The organism is Methylosinus sp. DMC45 (assembly GCF_056313885.1).
The window spans coordinates 103,640-124,170 of sequence record NZ_JBQUZK010000052.1 but is presented as its reverse complement, the minus strand read 5'-3'; the positions used below and the strand labels follow the sequence as shown (position 1 = coordinate 124,170).

Annotated in this window: 20 protein-coding genes; 11 read left to right on the top strand and 9 right to left on the bottom strand. The window is 67.5% G+C overall.

From position 1 onward, the window contains the following. Nucleotides 1–36: 36 nt before the first annotated feature. From ACT53T_RS17650 to ACT53T_RS17640, 3 genes are all read right to left on the bottom strand, one after another. Nucleotides 37–1,116, bottom strand: a complete 1,080-nt coding sequence (locus ACT53T_RS17650; protein ID WP_400767536.1) for a YcjF family protein — start codon at nt 1,114–1,116, stop codon at nt 37–39. 144 nt (nt 1,117–1,260) lie between these two features. After that, nucleotides 1,261–2,622, bottom strand: a complete 1,362-nt coding sequence (locus ACT53T_RS17645) for a WYL domain-containing protein (RefSeq protein ID WP_476162215.1) — start codon at nt 2,620–2,622, stop codon at nt 1,261–1,263. Between the two features lie 92 nt (nt 2,623–2,714). Next, nucleotides 2,715–3,812 carry a helix-turn-helix transcriptional regulator gene (locus ACT53T_RS17640; RefSeq protein ID WP_476162214.1) on the bottom strand — a complete coding sequence of 366 codons (1,098 nt, stop codon included), beginning with the start codon at nt 3,810–3,812 and terminating at the stop codon, nt 2,715–2,717. A 161-nt stretch (nt 3,813–3,973) separates the two neighbouring features. Here ACT53T_RS17640 and plsY point away from each other — a divergent pair, with 161 nt between their 5' ends. Together plsY and dprA are read left to right on the top strand one after the other, a co-directional pair. Further along, the gene (gene plsY / locus ACT53T_RS17635; protein ID WP_476162213.1) at nt 3,974–4,603 is read left to right on the top strand and encodes a glycerol-3-phosphate 1-O-acyltransferase PlsY; all 630 of its coding nucleotides are present in this window, start codon (nt 3,974–3,976) and stop codon (nt 4,601–4,603) included. Then, nucleotides 4,600–5,844 (top strand): DNA-processing protein DprA, encoded by a 1,245-nt coding sequence (dprA, locus tag ACT53T_RS17630; protein WP_476162212.1) that lies wholly within the window; start codon nt 4,600–4,602, stop codon nt 5,842–5,844. Before plsY ends, dprA begins: the two co-directional genes overlap by 4 nt. Nucleotides 5,845–5,853: 9 nt before the next feature. On the opposite strand, the gene ACT53T_RS17625 is transcribed toward dprA, so the two are convergent. Continuing rightward, nucleotides 5,854–6,069 (bottom strand): hypothetical protein, encoded by a 216-nt coding sequence (locus ACT53T_RS17625; protein ID WP_476162211.1) that lies wholly within the window; start codon nt 6,067–6,069, stop codon nt 5,854–5,856. 564 nt (nt 6,070–6,633) lie between these two features. Here ACT53T_RS17625 and ACT53T_RS17620 point away from each other — a divergent pair. Beyond that, complete coding sequence (locus ACT53T_RS17620; protein WP_476162210.1) at nt 6,634–7,116, top strand: hypothetical protein; 483 nt, start codon at nt 6,634–6,636, stop codon at nt 7,114–7,116. Between the two features lie 10 nt (nt 7,117–7,126). On the opposite strand, the gene ruvX is transcribed toward ACT53T_RS17620, so the two are convergent. Beyond that, nucleotides 7,127–7,609, bottom strand: a complete 483-nt coding sequence (ruvX, locus tag ACT53T_RS17615; RefSeq protein ID WP_018265177.1) for a Holliday junction resolvase RuvX — start codon at nt 7,607–7,609, stop codon at nt 7,127–7,129. Between the two features lie 137 nt (nt 7,610–7,746). Here ruvX and gatC point away from each other — a divergent pair, with 137 nt between their 5' ends. The 5 genes from gatC (at nt 7,747) to ACT53T_RS17590 (ending at nt 12,592) form a co-directional block, all read left to right on the top strand. Then, a complete protein-coding gene (gatC, locus tag ACT53T_RS17610; RefSeq protein WP_024880148.1) occupies nt 7,747–8,034 on the top strand; it encodes an Asp-tRNA(Asn)/Glu-tRNA(Gln) amidotransferase subunit GatC in 288 nt (95 codons plus the stop codon). A 75-nt stretch (nt 8,035–8,109) separates the two neighbouring features. Continuing rightward, nucleotides 8,110–9,609, top strand: a complete 1,500-nt coding sequence (gene gatA, locus ACT53T_RS17605; RefSeq protein WP_476162209.1) for an Asp-tRNA(Asn)/Glu-tRNA(Gln) amidotransferase subunit GatA — start codon at nt 8,110–8,112, stop codon at nt 9,607–9,609. Then, entirely contained in the window at nt 9,606–9,947 is a 342-nt protein-coding gene (locus ACT53T_RS17600; RefSeq protein ID WP_026191271.1) for a chorismate mutase, read from the top strand. Before gatA ends, ACT53T_RS17600 begins: the two co-directional genes overlap by 4 nt. Nucleotides 9,948–10,092: 145 nt before the next feature. Next, entirely contained in the window at nt 10,093–11,565 is a 1,473-nt protein-coding gene (gene gatB / locus ACT53T_RS17595; RefSeq protein WP_036290810.1) for an Asp-tRNA(Asn)/Glu-tRNA(Gln) amidotransferase subunit GatB, read from the top strand. A gap of 661 nt (nt 11,566–12,226) precedes the next feature. Further along, nucleotides 12,227–12,592 carry a histone gene (locus ACT53T_RS17590; RefSeq protein ID WP_476162208.1) on the top strand — a complete coding sequence of 122 codons (366 nt, stop codon included), beginning with the start codon at nt 12,227–12,229 and terminating at the stop codon, nt 12,590–12,592. A 197-nt stretch (nt 12,593–12,789) separates the two neighbouring features. Here the strand turns inward: ACT53T_RS17590 and ACT53T_RS17585 are convergent, their stop codons facing one another. Further along, nucleotides 12,790–13,188 carry a hypothetical protein gene (locus ACT53T_RS17585; protein WP_400767561.1) on the bottom strand — a complete coding sequence of 133 codons (399 nt, stop codon included), beginning with the start codon at nt 13,186–13,188 and terminating at the stop codon, nt 12,790–12,792. Between the two features lie 196 nt (nt 13,189–13,384). On the opposite strand from ACT53T_RS17585, the gene hemB reads away from it, so the two are divergent. Further along, a complete protein-coding gene (hemB, locus tag ACT53T_RS17580) occupies nt 13,385–14,410 on the top strand; it encodes a porphobilinogen synthase (protein ID WP_476162207.1) in 1,026 nt (341 codons plus the stop codon). A gap of 97 nt (nt 14,411–14,507) precedes the next feature. Here hemB and ACT53T_RS17575 read toward each other — a convergent pair whose 3' ends face one another. Next, nucleotides 14,508–17,027: a hypothetical protein gene (locus ACT53T_RS17575; protein ID WP_476162206.1), complete on the bottom strand. Its 2,520-nt coding sequence runs from the start codon at nt 17,025–17,027 to the stop codon at nt 14,508–14,510. A 338-nt stretch (nt 17,028–17,365) separates the two neighbouring features. Between ACT53T_RS17575 and ACT53T_RS17570 the strand changes: the two genes are divergently transcribed. Together ACT53T_RS17570 and pyk are read left to right on the top strand one after the other, a co-directional pair. After that, a complete protein-coding gene (locus tag ACT53T_RS17570) occupies nt 17,366–17,689 on the top strand; it encodes a DUF1036 domain-containing protein (protein WP_371212320.1) in 324 nt (107 codons plus the stop codon). A 45-nt stretch (nt 17,690–17,734) separates the two neighbouring features. After that, nucleotides 17,735–19,168 carry a pyruvate kinase gene (pyk, locus tag ACT53T_RS17565; RefSeq protein WP_026191275.1) on the top strand — a complete coding sequence of 478 codons (1,434 nt, stop codon included), beginning with the start codon at nt 17,735–17,737 and terminating at the stop codon, nt 19,166–19,168. A gap of 24 nt (nt 19,169–19,192) precedes the next feature. Here the strand turns inward: pyk and ACT53T_RS17560 are convergent, their stop codons facing one another. Together ACT53T_RS17560 and ACT53T_RS17555 are read right to left on the bottom strand one after the other, a co-directional pair. Continuing rightward, nucleotides 19,193–19,681 (bottom strand): GNAT family N-acetyltransferase, encoded by a 489-nt coding sequence (locus tag ACT53T_RS17560; protein ID WP_476162205.1) that lies wholly within the window; start codon nt 19,679–19,681, stop codon nt 19,193–19,195. Beyond that, nucleotides 19,678–20,475 carry an inositol monophosphatase family protein gene (locus ACT53T_RS17555; protein ID WP_476162204.1) on the bottom strand — a complete coding sequence of 266 codons (798 nt, stop codon included), beginning with the start codon at nt 20,473–20,475 and terminating at the stop codon, nt 19,678–19,680. The genes ACT53T_RS17560 and ACT53T_RS17555 overlap by 4 nt, the downstream gene beginning before the upstream one ends. Nucleotides 20,476–20,531: the final 56 nt, after the last annotated feature.

Genomic DNA, 20,531 nt, shown 5'->3' with positions numbered 1-20,531 from the left:
GTCTTCTCGAGAGGGAAAATCCGCGCCGCCATATCGTCAGCCGCCGCCGCCACGGTCGCCGAACAAGAAAGGCGCCACATCGGCGACGCCGGGAGCTTTTTCGGCGCTGAAGGGCATGGGCCGGCAGACGGCCATAGCCGAGAGGCCGACGCGCGCTGTCAATAGGCCGTTGAGCACGCCCTCGCCGAGCTTGGCGGAGAGCTTGGCGGCGATGCCGTGGCCGACCACCTGCTGCAGCAGCGAATCGCCGATGGCGAGGCCTCCGGTGATGGCGAGATGCGCGCCGACCGAGCGCGCGAGCTTGAAGAAGCCCAGCATTCCCGGCCGGCCGCCATAGATTTCCGCGATGCGGCGCATCAGCCGTATCGCTTGGGCGGCGACGAACAGAACGTCGAGCAGAGCGCGCGGGCTGACCGTGGTGACGATGGAGACGCGCTTGGAGGCGTCGGCGATCTCGCGCCGCGCCTGCGCGTCCAGCGGATGCGCGATATGGCGCTCGGCGAGATCGACGAGATCGCGCCCATCGATGATCTGCTGCGAGAATTCCAGCACCAGCGCCCGCGCGCGGCCGGTCTCGGGGCGATCCTCATAGAGCTTGCACAGCTCCTTCACATGCTCGCGCGCGGCTTTGATGTCGTCGCGAAGCCGCGCCTCGGCGAGGGCGATATGCAGCTTGGCGATGCGATTCTGCCGCGCGATGGCGGCGATCTCCTTGGCCAGCATCGCCGCTGCGGCGACGAGCGCCAGGCCGGCGAGCGCGAGCCCGACAGTTCCGAGCATGGCCGAATGCGCGAAGAGATCCTCGACGAGATTGGTGAGCCACATGCCGGCGGCCAGCGACAGCAGCCCCGCCACGGCCGAGACGAACAATCCGCCCCAGGAGACCAGCACGCTGCGCAGCACGCCGCGCTTCTGCGCGGCCTCGATCGCCTTCTCCTCCTCGACGAAACCGCGCGGGGCGGTCTCGGCCTCGAGCGCGAAGACGTCGATCTGCGCCTCGAAGACGCTGGGCTGGGCTCGTTCCGCCTCCTGCGGCTTCGCGCTCTTGGGGGGGACGATCTGCTCGCCGTCGAGGCGGAAGGCGCGCGGGCGCGGTCTGCGTTCTGGTTCCGTCATCTCTGTCGCTTCGATGGCGCTTTCGCCCCGCAGCTTTCTAGCGCATGGGGGGCGGCTCCGCTCGGGAAAATTGCCGTCCGCGCCGAGCTCTCGACAGAAAACATCGGAGGCGGGGCGTCTCGCCCCGCCGACCGCGCTCTGGTCTCAGGCGGGAGCCCATGCCTGCCGCGCGGCGAGCTTCTCATTGTGCTCGAGGGCGCGCAGCCGCGCCGGGCGATTCTCGAGGCCAGCCCAATAGGCCTCGAACTCCGGGAGCTTCTCCAGCACGCCGAAACGCATGCCGAAGCCGATCATCGAGCCGAGATAGACATCGGCCGCGCTGAAGGCCTCGCCGGCGATATAGCGCCGACCGGCCAGCGCTTTCGCCAGAGTGTCCAGCACGGCGGCGTAGGAGCCGTAGCCGAAGCTCCGCTGCCTTTCCGCGGCCGGGTCCCAGCCGACGGCGTGATTGCTCATCGCCGGCTCCACGCAGCCGGCGGCGAAGAACAGCCAGCGATAATAGGCGCTGCGCTCGGCCGTCGGCGGCGCGAGGCCGGCCTGCGGAAAGGCGTCGGCGAGATAGGCGCAAATGGCCGCGGCTTCCGTCACCACCTTGTCGCCATGGCGGATCGCCGGCACCTTGCCCATAGGGTTGATGGCGAGGAACTCGGGCGATTTGATCGTGGTCCCATAGTCCTGGATCTCGACGGAATAGGGCGTGCCGATCTCCTCGAGCAGCCAATGCACGATCATGCCGCGCGATTGCGGATTGGTGTAGAAAACGATCTTCGACATAGAATCTCCTTTCGCCGTCGGGGACGCGACACGTCCATAAGCCGACACGCTGTCAGATTCTGTCAGCATCGAGCGCCGCCACTCCTTTTGCAGCGTCTGGCGTCGGCGCGGCGGGCGCTCCTCCAGCATTTCCGCCGCCTCTATGCGATCGGCGCGGAAATGGCGAAAATCGCCTCTCAGCTCGCACCAGGCGACGAGCACACGGGCGGATTCGAAAAAGCCGAGCGCCACCGGCCAGACGACGCGCCGCGTGCGCGCGCCCTTGCCGTCGGCGTAGGAGATGGCGAGCTTGCGCTCCTCGCGCAGCGCGCGGCGCAGCAGCTTCAGCTCGGCGACATGCGCGCGCGACCAAGGCGGGCCGACGATCAGCGCGTCGTCCGACGTGCGCGACCGCCCTTGCGGGAGCACGGCGGAAATTTTCGCCATCGCGCTCTGCGCGGCGCGCGAAAGTCCGTCGTCGGTGCGCTGCGCCACCCATTTGGCGCCGAGTTCCAGCGCCTCGATCTCTTCCTCCGAGAACATCAGCGGCGGCATCAGAAAGCCGGGCCGCAGAACATAGCCGACGCCGGGCTCGCCCCCGATCTCCGCGCCCATGGCCTGCAGCGCGGCGATGTCGCGATAGAGCGTGCGCAAGGAGATTCCCGCGGCGCGCGCGAGCTCGGCGCCGCTGACCGGGCGTCTGTGCCCACGCAGGAGCTGCAAGAGTTCGAAGAGGCGGCCGGCGCGCGACATGGCGGCGAAGGTAGAGTGTTTTCGAGCGAAGTGGGAACCGGATCGTGTGAAGAAAGCACGCCGGAACGACTCTATTACGCGGAGCGGCGATCCTATTCCTTCGGCGGACGCGGCGGCTTGAGCTGGCTCGCCAGCAGCGCGACGAGGCTGGACTGCCGGCCGAAGCCGGTCTTGGCGAAGACGCTCTTGAGCTGGCTGCGAACCGTCGCGGGCGTCGTGCCTTGACGGCGGGCGATCTGTTCCGGCGACAGGCCCGAGACGATGCCGCTGGCGACGCAAGCCTCGGCGGCGGTGAGATCGAAGAGGCCGCGGATCACCGCCGCGTCGGGCGCTTGGCGGAGCGCGATGGGCGCGACCACCAGAAGGGCGCAGCCGCCGTCGAAAAGATCGCGCGATTCGCCCGCCATCGGAATGAGATGGACGACCGCCGCCGCGCCGTCGCGGCCGCGGGCGGGAAAGGAGCGCGCGGTCGTGGCCGCAGGGCTCGACACATCGGCGAGCGCGCGCCGCAGCAAGCCATTGGCGGCGGAGTCGGCGAGAGCGACGCGGTCGTCCGGCAGCCAAAGGACATGGGGCGTCATCGTCTCGATGAGCGAATTGGCGGCGAGGGCGCGCCCGCGCGCGTCGAGAGCGGCGGCGGGGAGTCCGATCAGCGCGAGCGCCTCGGTGGCGGCGCGCAGCCGCTCGAGCCGCCAGCGCGCCGCCAGAAAGCCGGCGCGCGCGAGATGCGGACGAAACGCGTCGAGACGCGCGATATCGGCGGGCGCGAAGGCGGGCTGGCCGATGCGTCGGCTGATATGAACCACCACGAAATCCTCTGTCGGCATGGGCATGGCCGTGGCGGCGGCGTGGCCCAAGCCATTGGGCGTTCCCCAATGCGTCATCACCGGATCGGCGAACCACTCCTCCGGCGTGAACACGGTCTCGGCGTCGATGAATCCCGCCCGGTCGGCGGCGAGCAGCCTTATGGGCGCCTCACTGCGCGCGCTGGCCGGCGACCGCAGATAGTCGTCGACGCCGACCATTGCGGGGGAATGGCGCCAGCCGACCCAGGAGTCGCTGCGCCGCGTGAGAATGATTCCGCCGGCGGAGTCCGCCGAGGCGGCGAGCTCGTGCATCGCGCGCGGCCAGAGATCGGGATCGGTGGCGGCGCGATAGATGAGCTCGACGAGGCTTTCGAAATCGATCATGGCCGGGCTCGAATATGAATTTTCGAAATGAGAAAACCAAGCTTGGGCGGACGTCGAAGCAGCTTTCGCGCCAGCGCGAGGCGTCTCGCTTTTCGGCGCCGCTGCGGGCTCGGCTTGCGGCGCGCGTCGGGCTCGACTAGTTTGCGCGCCGCGTTCGGCGAATGGCGCCGGCGGCGCGGCGCGGGTCTTTCTCCTTGGCGTTTTCTTCTTTTCCAGAGCTCGGCGCGCTGGCGGTCGGCTATCTGCTCGGCTCGATCCCCTTCGGCCTTCTGCTGACGCGGCTCGCGGGGACGACCGACATTCGCTCGATCGGCTCCGGCAATATAGGCGCGACCAATGTTCTGCGCACCGGCCGCAAGGATCTCGCCGCCGCCACTCTGCTGCTCGATGCGCTCAAAGGCGTCGCCGCCGCGCTCATCGGCGCGCAGATATCGCCGGACGGCGCCGTCATCGCCGCGGCGGCCGCCTTTGTCGGCCATATAGCGCCCGTCTGGCTGCGCTTTCGCGGCGGCAAGGGCGTCGCGACATTTTTGGGCGCGCTGTTCGGCATCAGCTGGCCGGCGGGCCTCGGCTTCGCGGCGGTGTGGCTGTCGATGGCGGCGCTGTTCCGCTACTCCTCGCTCTCCGCGCTGGCGGCGAGCCTCGCTTCGCCGCTGGTTCTCGCGGCGATGGGGCATGGCCGTGAGGCCATCGTCTTCGCCGCCATGGCGGCGCTGCTGTGGTGGAAGCATCGCGACAATATCCGCCGGCTTCTCTCCGGCAATGAGAGCCGCATCGGGCAGAAGGCATGAGCGCTTCCTCCTCCGCGACGCGATTGACGGAGGAGCAGCTCTTTCATTGGCTGCGGCTCATTCGTTCGGAGAATGTCGGGCCGCGCACCTTTCGCCAGCTCGTCAACAAATTCGGCGGCGCGCAGGCGGCGCTGGAGGCGCTGCCCGATCTGCTCGCGCGCTCCGCCCATGGGCGCATGATCCGCATCGCCGAGCCGGACGACGTGCGCGCCGAGATGGAGCGCTCCGCCAAGCTCGGCATTCGCTTCGTCTCGCTCGGCGACGCCGATTATCCGCAGGCGCTGCGCGCGATAGAGGCGGCGCCGCCGCTGCTGGCGTTGCGCGGCTCGGCGGAAATTCTGTCGCGTCCTTGCGTCGCCATCGTCGGCTCGCGCAACGCTTCTGCAGCGGGGCTCACCTTCGCCGAGCGTCTGGCGCAAGGCCTCGCGCGGGACAATTACGTCATCGTCTCCGGCCTCGCACGCGGCGTCGATTTCTCCGCGCATCGCGCCAGCCTGGCGGCGGGGACCATCGCCGTGCTCGCCGGCGGCCATGCGCGGCCCTATCCCAATGAGCATCGCCCCTTGATCGAGGAGATCATCGCGCGCGGCGGCGCCGTTGTGACGGAAATGCCGCTCGAATGGGAGCCGCGCGGGCGTGATTTTCCACGTCGCAATCGCATCGTCTCGGGCCTGTCGCGCGGCGTCGTGGTGGTGGAGGCGGCGCGCCGTTCCGGCTCGCTCATCACCGCGCGCTTCGCCATGGAGCAGGGCCGCGAGGTGTTCGCCGTCCCCGGCTCGCCGCTCGATCCGCGCGCCGAAGGAACCAATGATCTGCTGCGCCAGGGGGCCACTCTCTGCGCCGGCGCGGAGGATGTCACCCGCGCGCTCGCCGCCGGCGTCGGAAGGCAGGGCGATCTCTTCGGAGAAGGGGAGGGCGCGCCGAAGGACGAGCCCTTCTGGGAAGAGATGGATGATCTCTTCTCGCTGCAGGAGCCGGCGCCGAATTTCACGCATGAGCGCGCCGCTCCCATCGCGCCGCAGCCGGCGAGCGCGCCGATCGTCGCCGCGCCGGAGCGCGAGGCGGAGACGGGCGATCCGGTGGCGCGCGTCATGGCGCTGCTCGGGCCGGCGCCGGTCGCCATCGACGATCTCGTGCGCGCGGCGGGCCTGCCCGCGCGCGAGGTCAACGCCGCGCTGCTGGAGCTCGATCTCGCCGGGCGGCTCGCGCGTCACGGAGCCAATCTCGTCTCCTTGGCGTGATCCGAGGCTCTACGCGCGGCCGCGCTCCTCGACGGCGTGCTCGCGTGATTTCGCCTCGGCCTCGACGCGCGCCAGATTGAGGAAATAGGCGAGCATTGTGAGCTCGGACCGGTCGGCCATCGTCGCCAGCTCGCCCGCCATTTGCGCGATATAGACGGCGAGAGAAGCGGTCGACGCCTCCTGCGCGTTCATCTCGGCGGTCGTTGCTTTTGCGCTCTTCGACATCGGCTCCTCGCATCGGCGCAATGCGTGGCGCCGGCGATTCCAGAGTTCAACCTACGGTCGTAAAATGCCTCTTCGTCGACGGCTTGTCAACGCGACCGCAGCAATGGCGACGCGCTTTTCCCTTTGAAGGCCTCGCTCGGCGGCGGCTGCGGAAGCCCTCGAAATGCCGCTCGATACAACTAAAAGTTTTCATATCGAGGCGGCCATGGCGCGGCGGGAGCGTTAACGGAGGGTTTTTTTTTGACCCTCGATGGTCTGGACGGCCGGTAAGCGCGCCTTAGTTCCCCTTCACCTGGGCCGCGCTTCTCTCAGCGGAGCGACGGCATGTCGGGAATTTTTCAATGAGGCGCGAGTTCAGCGACCGATGAGTTGGGGGACTGATATGTGCGTTGGCTTCTCTTCACCGACCGCGCTCCTCCCTGCGCATCTGGTCGTCTGCGCCGTCGCGTCTGCCGTAACTGAATGCACGTCTGCGCCGGCGCGGATCGCGCCGTGACGAAAGGTTCCGGTCGCCCGCTGCGGGCGGCGGGAAAGGGGGGCGAGAGCCACGAGGAGGCTTGAGTCATGAGCAAGGTTGTGAAGTTGTCTCTGCTGGGCGCCGCTGGCGCCGTGATCGGCATCGCCGCGCCGGGCGTCGCTCTGGCCGGTCCGGTCGGAATGGCGAATGTGGCGTCCGTGTCGCTTCCGGCGGCGACGGACGAGGTCCATTATCGTCGCATTCATGCGGGCCGTTCCGCCCATTATTGCCCGCCGCGCCGCATCGAGCACCGCACGGTCTATGTGCGTCGCATCATCGAGCGTCGCACCGCCTACTATCCGTTGTATGAGCGTCGCACGGCCTATGTCGCGGCTCCGGTGGCGACGGCTGTCGCCGTGCCGGTCGTCGCGGCCAGCTACGCCTATCCCTCCTATGGATATGGCTATGGCTATGGCGGCCCGGGCATCATCGGCGCCGGCGCCGGTCTTCTCGGCGGCGCGCTGAACATCGGCTTCGGCGGCGGCGGCTGGGGCGGCGGTTGGGGCTGGGGACGTCGCGGCTGGTGGTGAGCCGGCTCGTCTAGCCTCCCGTAGCGAGGCGCCCCAGCCTGTCTAGGGCGCCTTGCAGAATATAGGCCGCGGCCATTCGATCCACGACCTCGGCCCGTTTCGCGCGCGAGACGTCCTGCGCCAGCAGCTCTCTGGTGACGGCGGCGGTGGAAAGCCGCTCGTCCCAAAAGGCGTAGGGCGTGCGGCGCATCGCGTCGAAATTGCGCATGAAGGCCCGCGTCGCTTGCGCGCGCGGGCCTTCAGAGCCGTCCATGTTGAGCGGCAGGCCGACGATCAGCGCGGCGATTTCATGCTGCGCGATCAAGGCGGCGAGCCGCTCGGCGTCCTTGGTGAATTTCACGCGGCGGATCGTCTCGAGCGGCGTCGCGAGGCGGCGCTCGACGTCCGACAGCGCGAGTCCCACGGTCTTCGTTCCGACATCGAGCCCGATCAGCCTGCTTTTTTGCGGCAGCAGAGCGGCGAGCTCCTCGAGCGTCTTTTGTCCGGCGGTCATGCCTATTCGCCTAGCACGACGCGCGGCTTTCTGGAAATCCGGCGCGCTCGTTGCATCACGGGCGGACGCGCGCATTGCGCCCTCGAAGCCGCGAGTGGTATAGCGCGCGGGACGAAGTCGGAACGGAGCTCCATAAAATGTCCGTCGATCAGGCGACTGTCCGCCGCATCGCCCATCTCGCGCGCATCGCCGTCGAGGACCAAGAGGTCGAGCGCCTCGGCGCGGAGCTCAACGCAATATTGGATTTCGTCGCCGAGCTTTCGAGCGTCGATGTCGCGGGCGTCGAGCCTTTGACCTCCGTTCTGCCCATGCAAATGAAGAAACGGCAGGACGTCGTCACCGACGGCGGCTTCGCCGACGCCATTCTGGCCAATGCGCCGGAAAAGGACGATCATTATTTCGTCGTGCCCAAGGTCGTGGAATAGACGCCTTCCGCAAAGACGAGCGACGCCTGCCACATGCGGGCCTTTGAATAAGACACGAACGAGCGAAACGCATTCATGTCCGATCCTACGCATTTGTCCCTCGCCGAGGCGCGCGACGCGCTCGCTGCGAAGAAGCTGTCGGCGACGGAGCTGACCAAGGCCCATATAGAGGCGATAGAGAAAGCGCGCGCGCTCAACGCTTTCCTCACCGAGACGCCCGAGCTCGCGCTCGCGGCCGCGCAGGACAGCGACGCGCGCATCGCCCGCGGCGAGGCGCGTCCGCTCGAGGGCCTGCCGCTCGGCATAAAGGATCTCTATTGCACCAAGGGCGTGCGCACCACGGCGGCGAGCCGCATCCTCGACGATTTCACGCCCACTTATGAATCGACCGTCTCCGCCAATCTGTGGCGCGACGGCGCGCTGATGCTGGGCAAGCTCAATCTCGACGAATTCGCCATGGGCTCCTCCAATGAGACCAGCGCCTTCGGCCCGGTCGTCTCGCCCTGGCGGCGCAAGAAGGGCGAGGGGTTCGACGACGCCAAGATCGTTCCCGGCGGCTCGTCGGGCGGCTCCTCCGCCGCCGTCGCGGCGCGTCTCGCGCTCGGCGCGACGGCGACCGACACGGGCGGCTCCATTCGCCAGCCGGCGGCTTTCACCGGCACAGTCGGCATAAAGCCGACCTATGGCCGCTGCTCGCGCTGGGGCATTGTCGCTTTCGCCTCATCGCTCGATCAGGCGGGGCCGATCACGCGCACGGTGCGCGACGCGGCGATCATGCTGCGCTCCATGGCCGGCCATGATCCCAAGGACACGACCAGCGTCGATGCGCCGGTTCCCGATTACGAGGCGGCGATCGGCGCCTCGGTGAAGGGCCGCCGCATTGGAATCCCCAAGGAATATCGCATCGGCGGCGGCGCCGAGATCAATGCGCTGTGGGACCAGGGCGTCGCCTGGCTGCGCGACGCCGGCGCCGAGATCGTCGAGATTTCCCTGCCGCATACGCGTTTCGCGCTGCCGGCCTATTACATCATTGCGCCGGCGGAGGCCTCTTCCAATCTCGCGCGCTATGACGGCGTGCGCTACGGCCTGCGCGAGAAGGGCCGCGACATCGCCGACATGTATGAGAAGACGCGCGCCAAAGGCTTCGGGGCCGAGGTGCGCCGCCGCGTGATGATCGGCGCCTATGTGCTCTCGCACGGCTATTACGACGCTTATTATGTGCGCGCGCAGAAGATCCGCAGCCTCATCAAGCGCGATTTCGACGAGGCTTTCGCGGCCGGCGTCGACGCCGTGCTGACGCCGGCGACGCCTTCCACCGCTTTCGCGCAAGGCGAGAAGGGCGCGGCCGATCCCGTCGAAATGTATCTGAACGACATTTTCACCGTGACGGTGAACATGGCCGGCCTGCCGGGCATTGCGGTGCCGGGCGGACTCGGCGCCGATGGATTGCCGCTCGGCCTGCAGCTCATCGGCCGCCCCTTCGACGAGGCGACCTTGTTCTCGCTCGCCGCCGCGCTGGAGAGCGCGGCGCCGAAGATCGATTTCCCGCAGCCCTGGTGGACAGACGCGAAATGACGCGCAGAGCAGAGGCCGCAAAGCGCGAACCGCGCGACGAAATGTCGGATGTGCGCGCCACCATAGACGCGCTCGACGACGAGCTCGTCGCTCTGCTCGCGCGCCGCCAGCGCCAGATCGAGCGCGCCGCGGCGGTGAAACCCTCGCTCGGCATTCCCGCGCGCGTGCCGGAGCGCGTCGACGAAGTGCTGGCGCGCGTCGCCGCGGCGTCCGAGCGCGAGGGGCTCGAGACCGAGCTGGGCCAAGCGCTGTGGCGCGCGCTGATCGAATGGTCGATCGGCTATGAAGAGCGGCTGATGGGCGATCGCGAGCAAAGCGAGACGCCGTCCGGCGCCTGAACCGTCATTGCTGGGAGCGGAGCGGCTACGACGCGATCGAGGGCCCATCGGTCCCTGGATTGCTTCGCCCTCGGCTCGCAATGACGAGCGTCGATCTTAGATGTAAGCTTCCCTCAACGATAGACACGGTTCGAGGACGAAAGACATGAACACGCGCGAGACGCAGCCGAGCAAGCTCCTCAAAGGCGCGACCGGCGACTGGGAAGTCGTCGTCGGCATGGAGATACACGCCCAGGTGACGAGCAAGGCCAAGCTCTTCTCCGGCGCTTCCGCGGAATATGGCGGCGAGCCCAACAACCATGTCTCGCTCGTCGACGCCGCCATGCCGGGCATGCTGCCGGTCATCAATGAGGAATGCGTCAAGCAGGCCATTCGCACCGGCCTCGGCCTGCAGGCGCAGATCAATCTGCGTTCCGTGTTCGATCGGAAAAATTATTTCTATCCCGATCTGCCGCAGGGCTATCAGATTTCCCAGTACAAGCATCCGATCGTCGGCGAGGGCGAAGTCATCGTCGATGTGACGCCCAGCGAGCGCATCACCGTCGGCATAGAGCGTCTGCATCTCGAGCAGGACGCCGGCAAGTCCATCCATGATCTCTCCGCCACCGAGAGCCATGTGGATTTGAACCGCTCCGGAGTCGCGCTGATGGAGATCGTCTCCAAGCCGGACATTCGCTCGGCGGAGGAGGCGCGCGCCTATGTCTCCAAGCTGCGCACCATTCTGCGCTATATCGGCTCCTGCGACGGCAATATGGAGCAGGGCTCGCTGCGCGCCGACGTGAACGTCTCCGTGCGCAAGCCCGGCGCGCCCTTCGGCACGCGCTGCGAGATCAAGAACGTCAACTCCATCCGCTTCATCGGCCAGGCGGTGGAGGTGGAGGCGCGCCGCCAGATCGGCATTCTCGAGGACGGCGGCGTCATCGCTCAGGAGACGCGCCTCTTCGATCCCGGCAAGGGCGAGACGCGCTCCATGCGCTCCAAGGAGGAGGCGCACGACTACCGCTATTTCCCGGACCCCGATCTGCTGCCGCTGGAATTCGATCAGGCCTATGTCGATGCGCTGAAGGTCGAACTGCCGGAGCTGCCGGATGAGAAGCGCGCGCGCTTCGTCGCCGATTACGGTCTGCCGCCCTATGACGCGGGCGTGCTCGTCGCCGAGCGCGCGAGCGCGGACTTCTTCGAGGAGGCGGCGAAGGGCCGCGACGCCAAGCTCGTCGCCAATTGGGTGATCAACGAGCTGTTCGGCCGCCTCAACAAGGAGGGGCTCGACATTACGCGCTCGCCCGTGTCCGCGCAGGCGATCGGCGCCATTGTCGATCTCATCTCCACCGGCGTCATCTCGGGCAAGATCGGCAAGGATCTGTTCGAGATCGTCTGGCAGGAGGGCGGCGATCCGCGCGAGATCGTCGAGACGCGCGGCTTGAAGCAGGTGACGGACACGGGCGCGATCGAGAAGGCCATCGATGAGATCATCGCCGCCAATCCCGACAAGGTCGCGCAAGCCAAGGCGAAGCCGACCATGCTCGGCTGGTTCGTCGGCCAGGTGATGAAGGCGACCGGCGGCAAAGCCAATCCGCAAGCCGTCAATGACTTGCTGAAGAGCCGTCTCGGCGTCTGAGACGCTTCCGACAGAGCCAAAACTCGAATCACCGGCGGCGTCGATTCGATCGAATCGACGCCGCGTCATGGCCGCAGCGCGGCTATCGCGAGACGCGGCGCGCACGCTGCGCACAATTTTTTTTCACATGGTCGGCAGCGCCGCGAGAGCGCGCGCGACGACATTCGCAGAGGCGGCGCCGGCGTCGTCGCGAGTGCGTCGAGACATGCGACGCGATCGTCTTCGAGCGTCGGCGACAGCGTGAAATGCAAGCGCGAAATCTCTCATCGTCATGCGCGCGGCTACGCGCCGATGCGTTGCGCGCAATTGCGCGCATCTCCTAGTCATTGAAGGAAAACAATAGATTGAATGCTCTCGTCGAGGGTCGCGCAGTCTGCGCCGACATCTCGGCGCGGCGGCGTCCGCGATGCGCGACGCGTCCTTCGAGCGCCGCTGAAATCGCATTCGACACGCGTCTTCCGCGCTGCCTCACGCGTCGTTTTCGACATGCGTTTTTCTGTTCATCGGCGCGCGCATTCGTCGCCGTCGCGCGCTATGCGACATCGCATTCGCGAGCAATTCGTGAAAGCGCCACTTGAACGACTATTTAACCACGTTACGCTATTGCGGCCTATTGTCGGTCATAGCGACATTCCGACGATATGGATCAAGGGGACTGAATATGGCGAAACCAACGACGAAGCGTAAGCCTGCGAAAAAGGCGACCGCGAAGAAGGGTGCTCGTAAGACTGCGACCAAGAAGGCGGCGACCAAGAAGGCCGCGACCAAGAAGGCCACCGCCAAGAAGGCTACGCGCAAGGCCGCTTCGAAGAAGGTCGCCCGCAAGAGCACGCGCAAGACGGCGACGAAGAAGCGCGTTGCGACGAAGAAGCGCGTCGCCACGAAGAAGCGCGTCGCGACGAAGAAGCGCACTGCGACGAAGAAGACCGCGACGAAGAAGGCCGTGCGCAAGGCGCCCGTCAAGCGTCGCGCTCCGCGCAAGGCCAAGGAAACTCCTCCGGCTCCCGAAAGCTCGGAAGCGGTCTGACGAAAGACCCGCGGCCCGAAACGCGTTCGCCATGCGCAGCCGATCCACCTCGCATCGTGAACGCGTTTCGCAGCATTTCTCGCCCGGGCCGGCTCGGCCCGCGCTCCCTGCTTCCGATCGGCTGTCTTGCTCTCGCGCTTTGCCGCCGGCCTCTATGCGAGGTCCGCGGCGGCGAGCGAGACGCCTCCGTCAGGCCGTCAACGGGTGAGGCATCTGGTCGCGAAATCGCGCCAGCTCGTTCCCGCCGTGCGGCCTTCCTGCCTTATCTTCATCCATTGTGTGGCGCATTGGCGCATGCGCTCGCGTGAGGCGCGCGGCAGCGAGGGCGGCGGCGTCGATGTGTCGAGCGGCGGCAGCTCCTGCGGCGTCGCGGGCGGCGTCTCCGCCGGCTGCGGCTGCGGCGCGCGCTGCTCCGGCGGCCGCTTCGGCGGCGCAGGCGCGCGCGGCGCGCGGCGCGCGGCGGCGTGCGGAGGACGATCGCTCGAAGGCTGTGGCTGAGGCGCTGCGACGACAGCGGTCGCGCAGAGCGAGGCGATGATCGCCGCAAACGCGCTCCGCGATGAAGAGAGAGCGCCGGAGTTCACGCGTTCCGCCATCGGCTCCCATTGCTCGTCGCGGGGCGTCCGCGGATGCGAGCGCGGCCTCGGAGGTGACGACGGCTCTAGACCGGAAGGCGGCAGGGCGTCAATGTTGGGACGTTTCGCAGTCTTCCCATTGCGGCGAGCGCCATGCTAGGCACGCTCCGCCGCCGCGCGCGCCTTTCTCGCCGCGGCCGCGCTGGAGGTCGCGCCAATGGATTCTCCCGTAAGCAAGCTCACCGCGGCGTCCGCGCGGCTCGCGCTCACCGCGCGCCCACGCCGCAATCGCAAGAGCGATTGGGCGCGCCGCCTCGTGCGCGAGACGCGGCTCTCCGCCGACGATCTCATCTGGCCGCTGTTTCTGCTCGATGGGGCAGGGCGCTGCGAGCCGATCGCATCCATGCCCGGCGTCTATCGCTATTCGATCGACACGGCGCTGGAGGCGATAGAGGAGGCGGCCTCGCTCGGCGTGCCGGCGGTGGCGCTGTTTCCCAACACTGATCCGGCGTTGCGCGATCCGCATGGCTCGGCCGCGCTCGATCCCGAAAATCTCGTCTGCCTCGCTTGTGGCGCGATCAAGAAGGCGGTTCCGGGCATAGGCATCATCACCGATGTCGCGCTCGACCCTTACACGAGCCATGGTCATGACGGTCTGCTCGTCGGTGATGAGATCGTCAATGACGAGACCGTCGCCGTGCTGACGGCGCAGGCGGTCAATCAGGCGCGCGCCGGCGCCGACGTCATCGCGCCATCAGATATGATGGACGGCCGCATCGGCGCGATCCGCGCCGCGCTCGACGCCGAAGGCTTCGAGAATGTGCAGATCATGAGCTACGCCGCCAAATACGCCTCGGCCTTCTATGGGCCGTTCCGCGACGCCATCGGCACCAATAAGACTCTGCGCGGCGACAAGCGCACCTATCAGATGGACCCCGCCAATAGCGACGAGGCGTTGCGCGAGGTGGCGCTCGATCTCGAGCAGGGCGCCGATATGGTGATGGTCAAGCCGGGCATGCCCTATCTCGACATCGTGCGGCGCGTGGTCGACGCTTTTCATGCGCCGACCTTCGCCTATCAGGTGTCGGGCGAATATGCGATGATCGAGGCCGCCGCCGCCAATGGCTGGCTCGACGGCGAGCGTGCGATGATGGAGAGCCTCACCGCCTTCAAGCGCGCGGGCGCGGCGGGCGTTCTCACCTATTACGCGCCGCGCACCGCCGCCTTGCTGCGCCGCGGCTGAAGCCGCGGGGCCGTCGTCGCGAGGAGCGAAGCGACGAAGCGATCCAGGGGCTACCCTATGGCCCTGGCTCGTTTCGCTTCGCTCGCAACGACAGTCGTCACCATTCGGCTTTCACCAGCGGCAGCTTCTGCTTCAGCCGCGTGATGAGATCGTGCAGGCTCTGGCGATTGGCCTTGTCGCAGAGCTGAGCGTCGAGATCGGCCTGCACCGATTGCGACAGCCACCAGCTCATCGACACTTTCGACATGGACAAGGTCTGGCCCTCGAAGCGCGCGCAGGTCGCGTCGAGCAGCGGATCGTCGCCGCCGTCTGCGACCAGCACGGGCGCGACGCGCACGCCGATCTGGAAGAAGCTCGCCGTCATGTCGCCGGCGTAGCGGTCGGTGTCGGCGTTCATCTCGACGAGGCTGCGCTGCGCGAGCGCCGCCTGCTCGGCCGCATGGCCGGCGCGCGTCGCCAGCAGAGCGTCCACGGGCGCGGCGACGAGGCCGAAAAGATCGGAGACGAAGCTCACTCCCGGCGCGCCCAGCCGCGGCGTGCCGGCCGCGCGCGGCGGCAACGTAGCGTCGGTGAGCGCGCCGACGGGATCGTTCTGCACCCACAGGATCAGTGGCGTGACGCCCTGGCCCTTCAGCGCGCGCGCCACATCGAGCGCAGAGGCGAGGCCGGCATTGTCGAAATAGCCGCCGTCGACGATGCGGTCGCCATGGGAGGCGTCGTCCTTGGCGCGCAGCGTTCCCGCCGGCGAGATCACGGGGAAGCGCGCGCTGAGCAGCGCCGCGGTGGAGAGAAGAATGTCCGGCCCGTCGCGCAGCGCCGCGACATCCTCGGCGCCATGCGCCGCGGCCGGGCACATGTCGCCCTGCGGCGTCTTGCAGGGCGTCGAGATCATCTCGAAGAAATCATAGGCGGCGGGATAGAGCGGCGCGCGTGAATTTGTCCCGGGCGCCGGGCGCGTCGAGATCAGATCGGTTCCAATGATGCGCGTTCCGCTGTCCACCGACGTGCCGTTGAGCAGCAGCAGCGGCGCCCATTTGCCCGCCGGCGTCGCGCGCGCATAGCCGAGGCGGCGGCACATGCCCGTCGCGGCGCCGCTCGCGCAGGGCTCGCCGGTCTGGATCAGCTCGCCGGTCCAATAGTCTTTCTTATAGGCGGGGTTGGTCACGAAGTCGTAATGACGCTCCCAGGATTTCTCGAGCAGAGCGGCGCGATCCTCCATCCAGCTCTCCTCGCCGAAGAAAAATTTGCGCGGCGAGAAATTGTCGCGAAAGCCGAGGCCGACGAAGGCTGGCGAGAGATAATCGCCGGCGACCAGCAATTGCAGGCAATCGCGCCAGCTCTTCGTCGGGTCGCGATGCTCATGCGCGCCGACCCAGACGCGCGCCGTATTGACGCAGGGCGGCGTCGGCGCATCCTTTTCCGCGGCGTCGGCGAGAGCGGCGCGGAAGATCGCCGAGCCGAAGGCGCCGCCGGAGACTCCCGAGAAGGCGAAGATGCGGCGGCCGGGCGAGCCGAGCTGCGGAGCATCGTGGAGATCGCCGTCGCGATCGATCAAATGGCCGATGACCGTGGCCGCCATATAGGCGGCGCGGCTGGCGCCGCCTTCGGCCGCGACGATCAGCGCCGGCGGACATTCCGTCTCGGTGCAGCCATTGGCCGTCTTCCAATTGCGCACCGCCTCGGCGATGTCGATCTGCCGATCCGCCTTCGAGGGCGCGCCGGAAGCCGCGGGCAGGGCGCGCACATCGTCGAGATGCGTGTTCGCCGCCGTTATGCTGGCCGCGAAGAGAATGGCGATCAGCAGCAGCGGGCGGCCGGTCTCATAGCCCTTGCGCACCAGCCAGCTCGCGCCGAGCACGAGGCTGCCGAGCAGAAAGGGCACCAGCACGGCGCGCGGCGCATGGTCGGACAGGAAGAAAGGCCAGATCAGCGCCGAGACGAACACCGCCATGGTGGCGTGCAGCGAGGCATAGGTCAGCCGGCGCAAATCCATGCTCGCGCCGATGAATTTGGCGATGCGCTGGCGCTTGGCCACGAAATAGACGAAAGCGACGGCCGTCGCCGCGTCCAGCGCCAGCAGCGCATAGATCTGGTCGCGCGTCGCCGTCGCCTCGGGAAGAATGGCGGCGTTTTCGATCGAGGCCAGCGCGCCGCGCAGCCCGAGCGCCACGGCGACGAAAGGGATCAGCCCGAGGAGGCGCGGCGTCCATAATATGACATGGCCGAAGCGTCGGCGCACATGGTCGCGGACCGAGCGTATGTCATTGTCGCGCATCTCGACGCGCAGCAGATAGGGGATCATCCAGGCCGAATCGGCGTCCTCGAGCACGCGGCGCGCGCCGTAATGGACCGGGAAGGCCCAGACCAGGAAGACAGAGGCGAAGACGAAGAGCCAATAATGCGCGCCGAAGAGCAGCGCGTCGAAGGAGCGGTCCGCGAACAGATTTTGGGCCTGATCGACGAGGCCGAAGAGGAGAAGCCCGGCGAGGGCGCTGACGACGCTCACGCGGCAGGCCCAGAGAATGCGCAATATCCAGTAGAAATCCGTCTTCCACTGTGGCGCGGGCGCTGTCACCTCCGCGTGAATCTCCGATTTCGTCTCGAGCAATTGCGACATGATGCTCTCCATTGAAAAGGGCGTGCCCGGACCGTCGCGGCCCGGCGGGAAAAGCTGTCTCGAAGTTTACGCTAGGTCACGACAGTGACAAGGCGGCCACGCCCGCGGCCAGATTGCGCGGCGCGAGGCGTCGTCGGGGTGGACAAAGCGGCCGTCCCGTGGTTTGGCTGTGCATCGCCGCTTCGGGCCGAAGGTCCGCGGCGCCGCTCTTCGACCCTCTCGCGACTGTTCCGCCCATGCCCGGCCGCATGACTCGCTTTGTGATTATTTCGTGTTGTCTTTGCGTTATATCCGGCGCTCGAGCGGATTTTCGCCTATGCAACAACACGACGAACAGGGTGAGCGTGTCCTTGGCCTATACGGACGGACGCAATTGGCTGTCGGAAGGGTGGTGGAATTTGCGCGCCTCCGCCTGCGAGACGCTGTTGCGCGGACCGCTCGCGGCGCAGTACTACTACGTATATGCGATGGACGAGCGCGGCGGAGAGTGGAAGGGCAAGGCGTTCATGTGCACGCGCGATCGCGAGTTCCGCATCGATGGGCGAGACGACTGCTTCGCGCGCGGCTTCGACCGCACGGGCTTCTTCGAGATCGACACGGGGCGCGACGCCAAGAACTGGACGGTGCAGCTCACAGATCCGACGCCGTCGTCGACTCAGTGACGAAGACGGCCGCGCGGCTCTGACAAAGAAGGATTGGGCGACAAAATGAGAAGGTTGCGGCGCGTGAAGATCATCGCGACGCTCGGTCCGGCGAGCGTCGAGAAGACCGTCGTGGCCGGCCTGTCCACGGCCGGCGCCGATGTGTTTCGGATCAATATGAGCCACACCGATCATGCCGGGCTCGCCGCCTATGTGCGCATGATCCGCGAGATCGAGGCCGAGACTGGCCGCGCCATCGGCATATTGGTCGATCTGCAGGGGCCGAAGCTCCGCATCGGCGCCTTCGCCGACGGGCCGGTGCATCTGCGCAAGGGCGATCATTTCGTCCTCGACGCCGATCCGACGCCCGGCGACGCCGTCCGCGTGCAGCTCCCGCATCCCGAGATTCTGCAGGCGCTGAAGATCGGCGACGCCATTCTGATCGATGACGGCAAGGTGCGGCTGCATGTGGTCGAGACCTCGGACGACATGGCCCGCGCCGTCGTCGACATCGGCGGCCGCGTGTCCAACCGCAAGGGCGTCAGCCTGCCGGACACGGATATTCCGATCACCTCCATGACGCCCAAGGACCGCGCCGATCTCGACGCGGCGCTGATCGAGGGCGTCGATTGGGTGGCGATCTCCTTCGTGCAGCGCGCCGAGGACGTGCTCGAGGTCAAGCGCGTCGTCGGCCCGCGCGCGCTGGTCATGGCCAAGATCGAGAAGCCGCAGGCCATCGCCCGGCTGGACGAGATCATCGAGCAATCCGATGCGCTGATGGTGGCGCGCGGCGATCTCGGCGTCGAGGTGCCGCTCGAGAAGGTGCCGAGCCTGCAAAAGCGCATCACCCGCGCCGCGCGCCGGCTCGGCAAGCCGGTCGTCGTGGCGACGCAAATGCTGGAATCGATGATTCTGGCCCCGCTTCCCACCCGCGCCGAAGTGTCGGACGTCGCCACCGCCGTCTATGAGGGCGCCGACGCCGTCATGCTCTCCGCGGAGAGCGCCGCCGGCCAGTTCCCGATCGAGGCCGTGGCCACGATGAGCCGCATCGCCGAGGAGGTGGAGACCGACGGCGTCTATCGCTCCATCCTCAACGCCCAGCGCAATGCGCCGCCCAATCCCACCGCCGCCGACGCCATCGCCGTCGCCGCGCGCGACGTCGCCGAGACGCTCGACTCCATGGCTATTTGCGCCTGGACGGCCTCCGGCGCCACGGCGCTGCGCATCGCCCGCGAGCGGCCGCGCCCGCCGATTTTGGCGCTGACGCCCAATCGCGACACGGCGCGCCGGCTGGCGCTGGTCTGGGGCGTCCATGCGCTGGAGACTCAGGACGCGCGCGATGTCGAGGATATGGTCGATCGCGCCAGCGTGAACTCGCTGGGCGAGGGCTTCGCCGCGCCGGGCGACCGCATCATCATCGTCGCCGGCATGCCCTTCGGCTCGCCGGGCGCGACCAATATGGTCCGGCTCGCGCTGGTCGGCGAGAAGAGCGGAGCTTGATGCTCGGCTCGGCCTCCGCGCGGCTCAGGCCGGCGTGGCGGCCGACGACCACTCCATGATAAGCGTCGGCCGGCCCGCGAGGCTCGGCCGGCCTTCTCCGATTCTCACGAATCCTTCACGCTCATAAAAAGCGATCGCGCGTTCATTGTCCTGATTGACGTCGAGCCGCAGCCGCGCGGGCGAGAGGCTGCGCGCCGCCTCGATCAGCGCCTCCGCCGCGCCGGAGCCGAAACGCTCTGGATGCACGCAGAGCTGATCGAGCCAATGCGACGCCGGATCGACGGTCACGAAGCCGACGAGAATCCGCCCGGCGCCTTCGAGCAGCAGCAAAGTGCGCGCGCCGCCATGCTCCAGCTGAACGATATGATTCTTCAGCCAGTCGCGGCGCGCCTCGAAATCGATGTCCGCGTAGGTCCGCCGCCAGGCCGCGACCCAGAGGTCGGTGAGCGCGGCCCAGTCCGAATCGCGGCGCGCGACGATGCGCGGGCCGGTTATCGGGCGGCCGCCTGTCACGCGCGCGCCTTGCGCACTGTGTCGAGCAGGAGGCGATGGATGGTCTCATTGCCGGCGCAGATCGCGCCCTTGGGCAGCATGTCGCCGCCGCCCTCGAGATCGCTGACGAAGCCGCCGGCCTCTCGCACCAGAACAATTCCGGCGGCGATGTCCCAGGGCTTGATGCCGCGCTCCCAATAGGCGTCGTAGCGGCCGGCGGCGACGCCGGCGAGATCGAGCGCGGCGGCCCCCATGCGGCGGATATTGCCGGTCTTGGCCATGACGGCGGTCAGCTCCGTCTGGAACAGCGCGTGGCGGTCTGCCGCGGCGAGCGGGGGGATTCCGCAGGCGATGAGCGAGTCGCCGAGCGACTTGCGCGAGGCGACGCGCATGCGCCGGTTGTTATGATAGGCGCCCTGGCCCTTCTCGGCGACGAACATATCGTCGGTCGCCGGATTATAGACGACGCCGGCGACCAGCTGGCCCTCCCGCTCGAGACCGATGGACACGGCGAAAATCGGGATTCCGTGCAGGAAGTTGGAGGTGCCGTCGAGCGGATCGATATGCCAGGTGTGGGTCTTGTCGCTGCCCTCGACGGCGCCGCCTTCCTCCATGAGAAAGCCATAGCCGGGACGGGCGCGCGACAATTCCTCGAACACGACCTTTTCGGCCCGGCGGTCGGCGGCGGAGACGAAATCGCCAGGGCCCTTTACGGACACCTGCAGATTCTCGACCTCGCCGAAGTCGCGCTTCAGGCTGCGCCCGGCCTTTATGGCGGCGGCAGTCATGACGTTCATCAATGCGGATCGGATCATGGAGTCCTGAAGAATGGCGCGTGTGGGGGGAGGTGGGGCGAGGCCTCAAATGACAG

Coding starts and splice junctions, on each gene's coding strand:
- ACT53T_RS17555 (WP_476162204.1), bottom strand. CDS start 20,475: ATGATCCGATCCGCATTGATGAACGTCATGACTGCCGCCGCCATAAAG.
- gatA (WP_476162209.1), top strand. CDS start 8,110: ATGTCCGATCCTACGCATTTGTCCCTCGCCGAGGCGCGCGACGCGCTC.
- dprA (WP_476162212.1), top strand. CDS start 4,600: ATGAGCGCTTCCTCCTCCGCGACGCGATTGACGGAGGAGCAGCTCTTT.
- ACT53T_RS17600 (WP_026191271.1), top strand. CDS start 9,606: ATGACGCGCAGAGCAGAGGCCGCAAAGCGCGAACCGCGCGACGAAATG.
- gatC (WP_024880148.1), top strand. CDS start 7,747: ATGTCCGTCGATCAGGCGACTGTCCGCCGCATCGCCCATCTCGCGCGC.
- ACT53T_RS17625 (WP_476162211.1), bottom strand. CDS start 6,069: ATGTCGAAGAGCGCAAAAGCAACGACCGCCGAGATGAACGCGCAGGAG.
- ACT53T_RS17650 (WP_400767536.1), bottom strand. CDS start 1,116: ATGACGGAACCAGAACGCAGACCGCGCCCGCGCGCCTTCCGCCTCGAC.
- ACT53T_RS17575 (WP_476162206.1), bottom strand. CDS start 17,027: ATGTCGCAATTGCTCGAGACGAAATCGGAGATTCACGCGGAGGTGACA.
- ruvX (WP_018265177.1), bottom strand. CDS start 7,609: ATGACCGCCGGACAAAAGACGCTCGAGGAGCTCGCCGCTCTGCTGCCG.
- ACT53T_RS17590 (WP_476162208.1), top strand. CDS start 12,227: ATGGCGAAACCAACGACGAAGCGTAAGCCTGCGAAAAAGGCGACCGCG.
- ACT53T_RS17620 (WP_476162210.1), top strand. CDS start 6,634: ATGAGCAAGGTTGTGAAGTTGTCTCTGCTGGGCGCCGCTGGCGCCGTG.
- pyk (WP_026191275.1), top strand. CDS start 17,735: ATGAGAAGGTTGCGGCGCGTGAAGATCATCGCGACGCTCGGTCCGGCG.
- ACT53T_RS17640 (WP_476162214.1), bottom strand. CDS start 3,812: ATGATCGATTTCGAAAGCCTCGTCGAGCTCATCTATCGCGCCGCCACC.
- ACT53T_RS17645 (WP_476162215.1), bottom strand. CDS start 2,622: ATGTCGCGCGCCGGCCGCCTCTTCGAACTCTTGCAGCTCCTGCGTGGG.
- hemB (WP_476162207.1), top strand. CDS start 13,385: ATGGATTCTCCCGTAAGCAAGCTCACCGCGGCGTCCGCGCGGCTCGCG.
- gatB (WP_036290810.1), top strand. CDS start 10,093: ATGAACACGCGCGAGACGCAGCCGAGCAAGCTCCTCAAAGGCGCGACC.
- ACT53T_RS17585 (WP_400767561.1), bottom strand. CDS start 13,188: ATGGCGGAACGCGTGAACTCCGGCGCTCTCTCTTCATCGCGGAGCGCG.
- plsY (WP_476162213.1), top strand. CDS start 3,974: ATGGCGCCGGCGGCGCGGCGCGGGTCTTTCTCCTTGGCGTTTTCTTCT.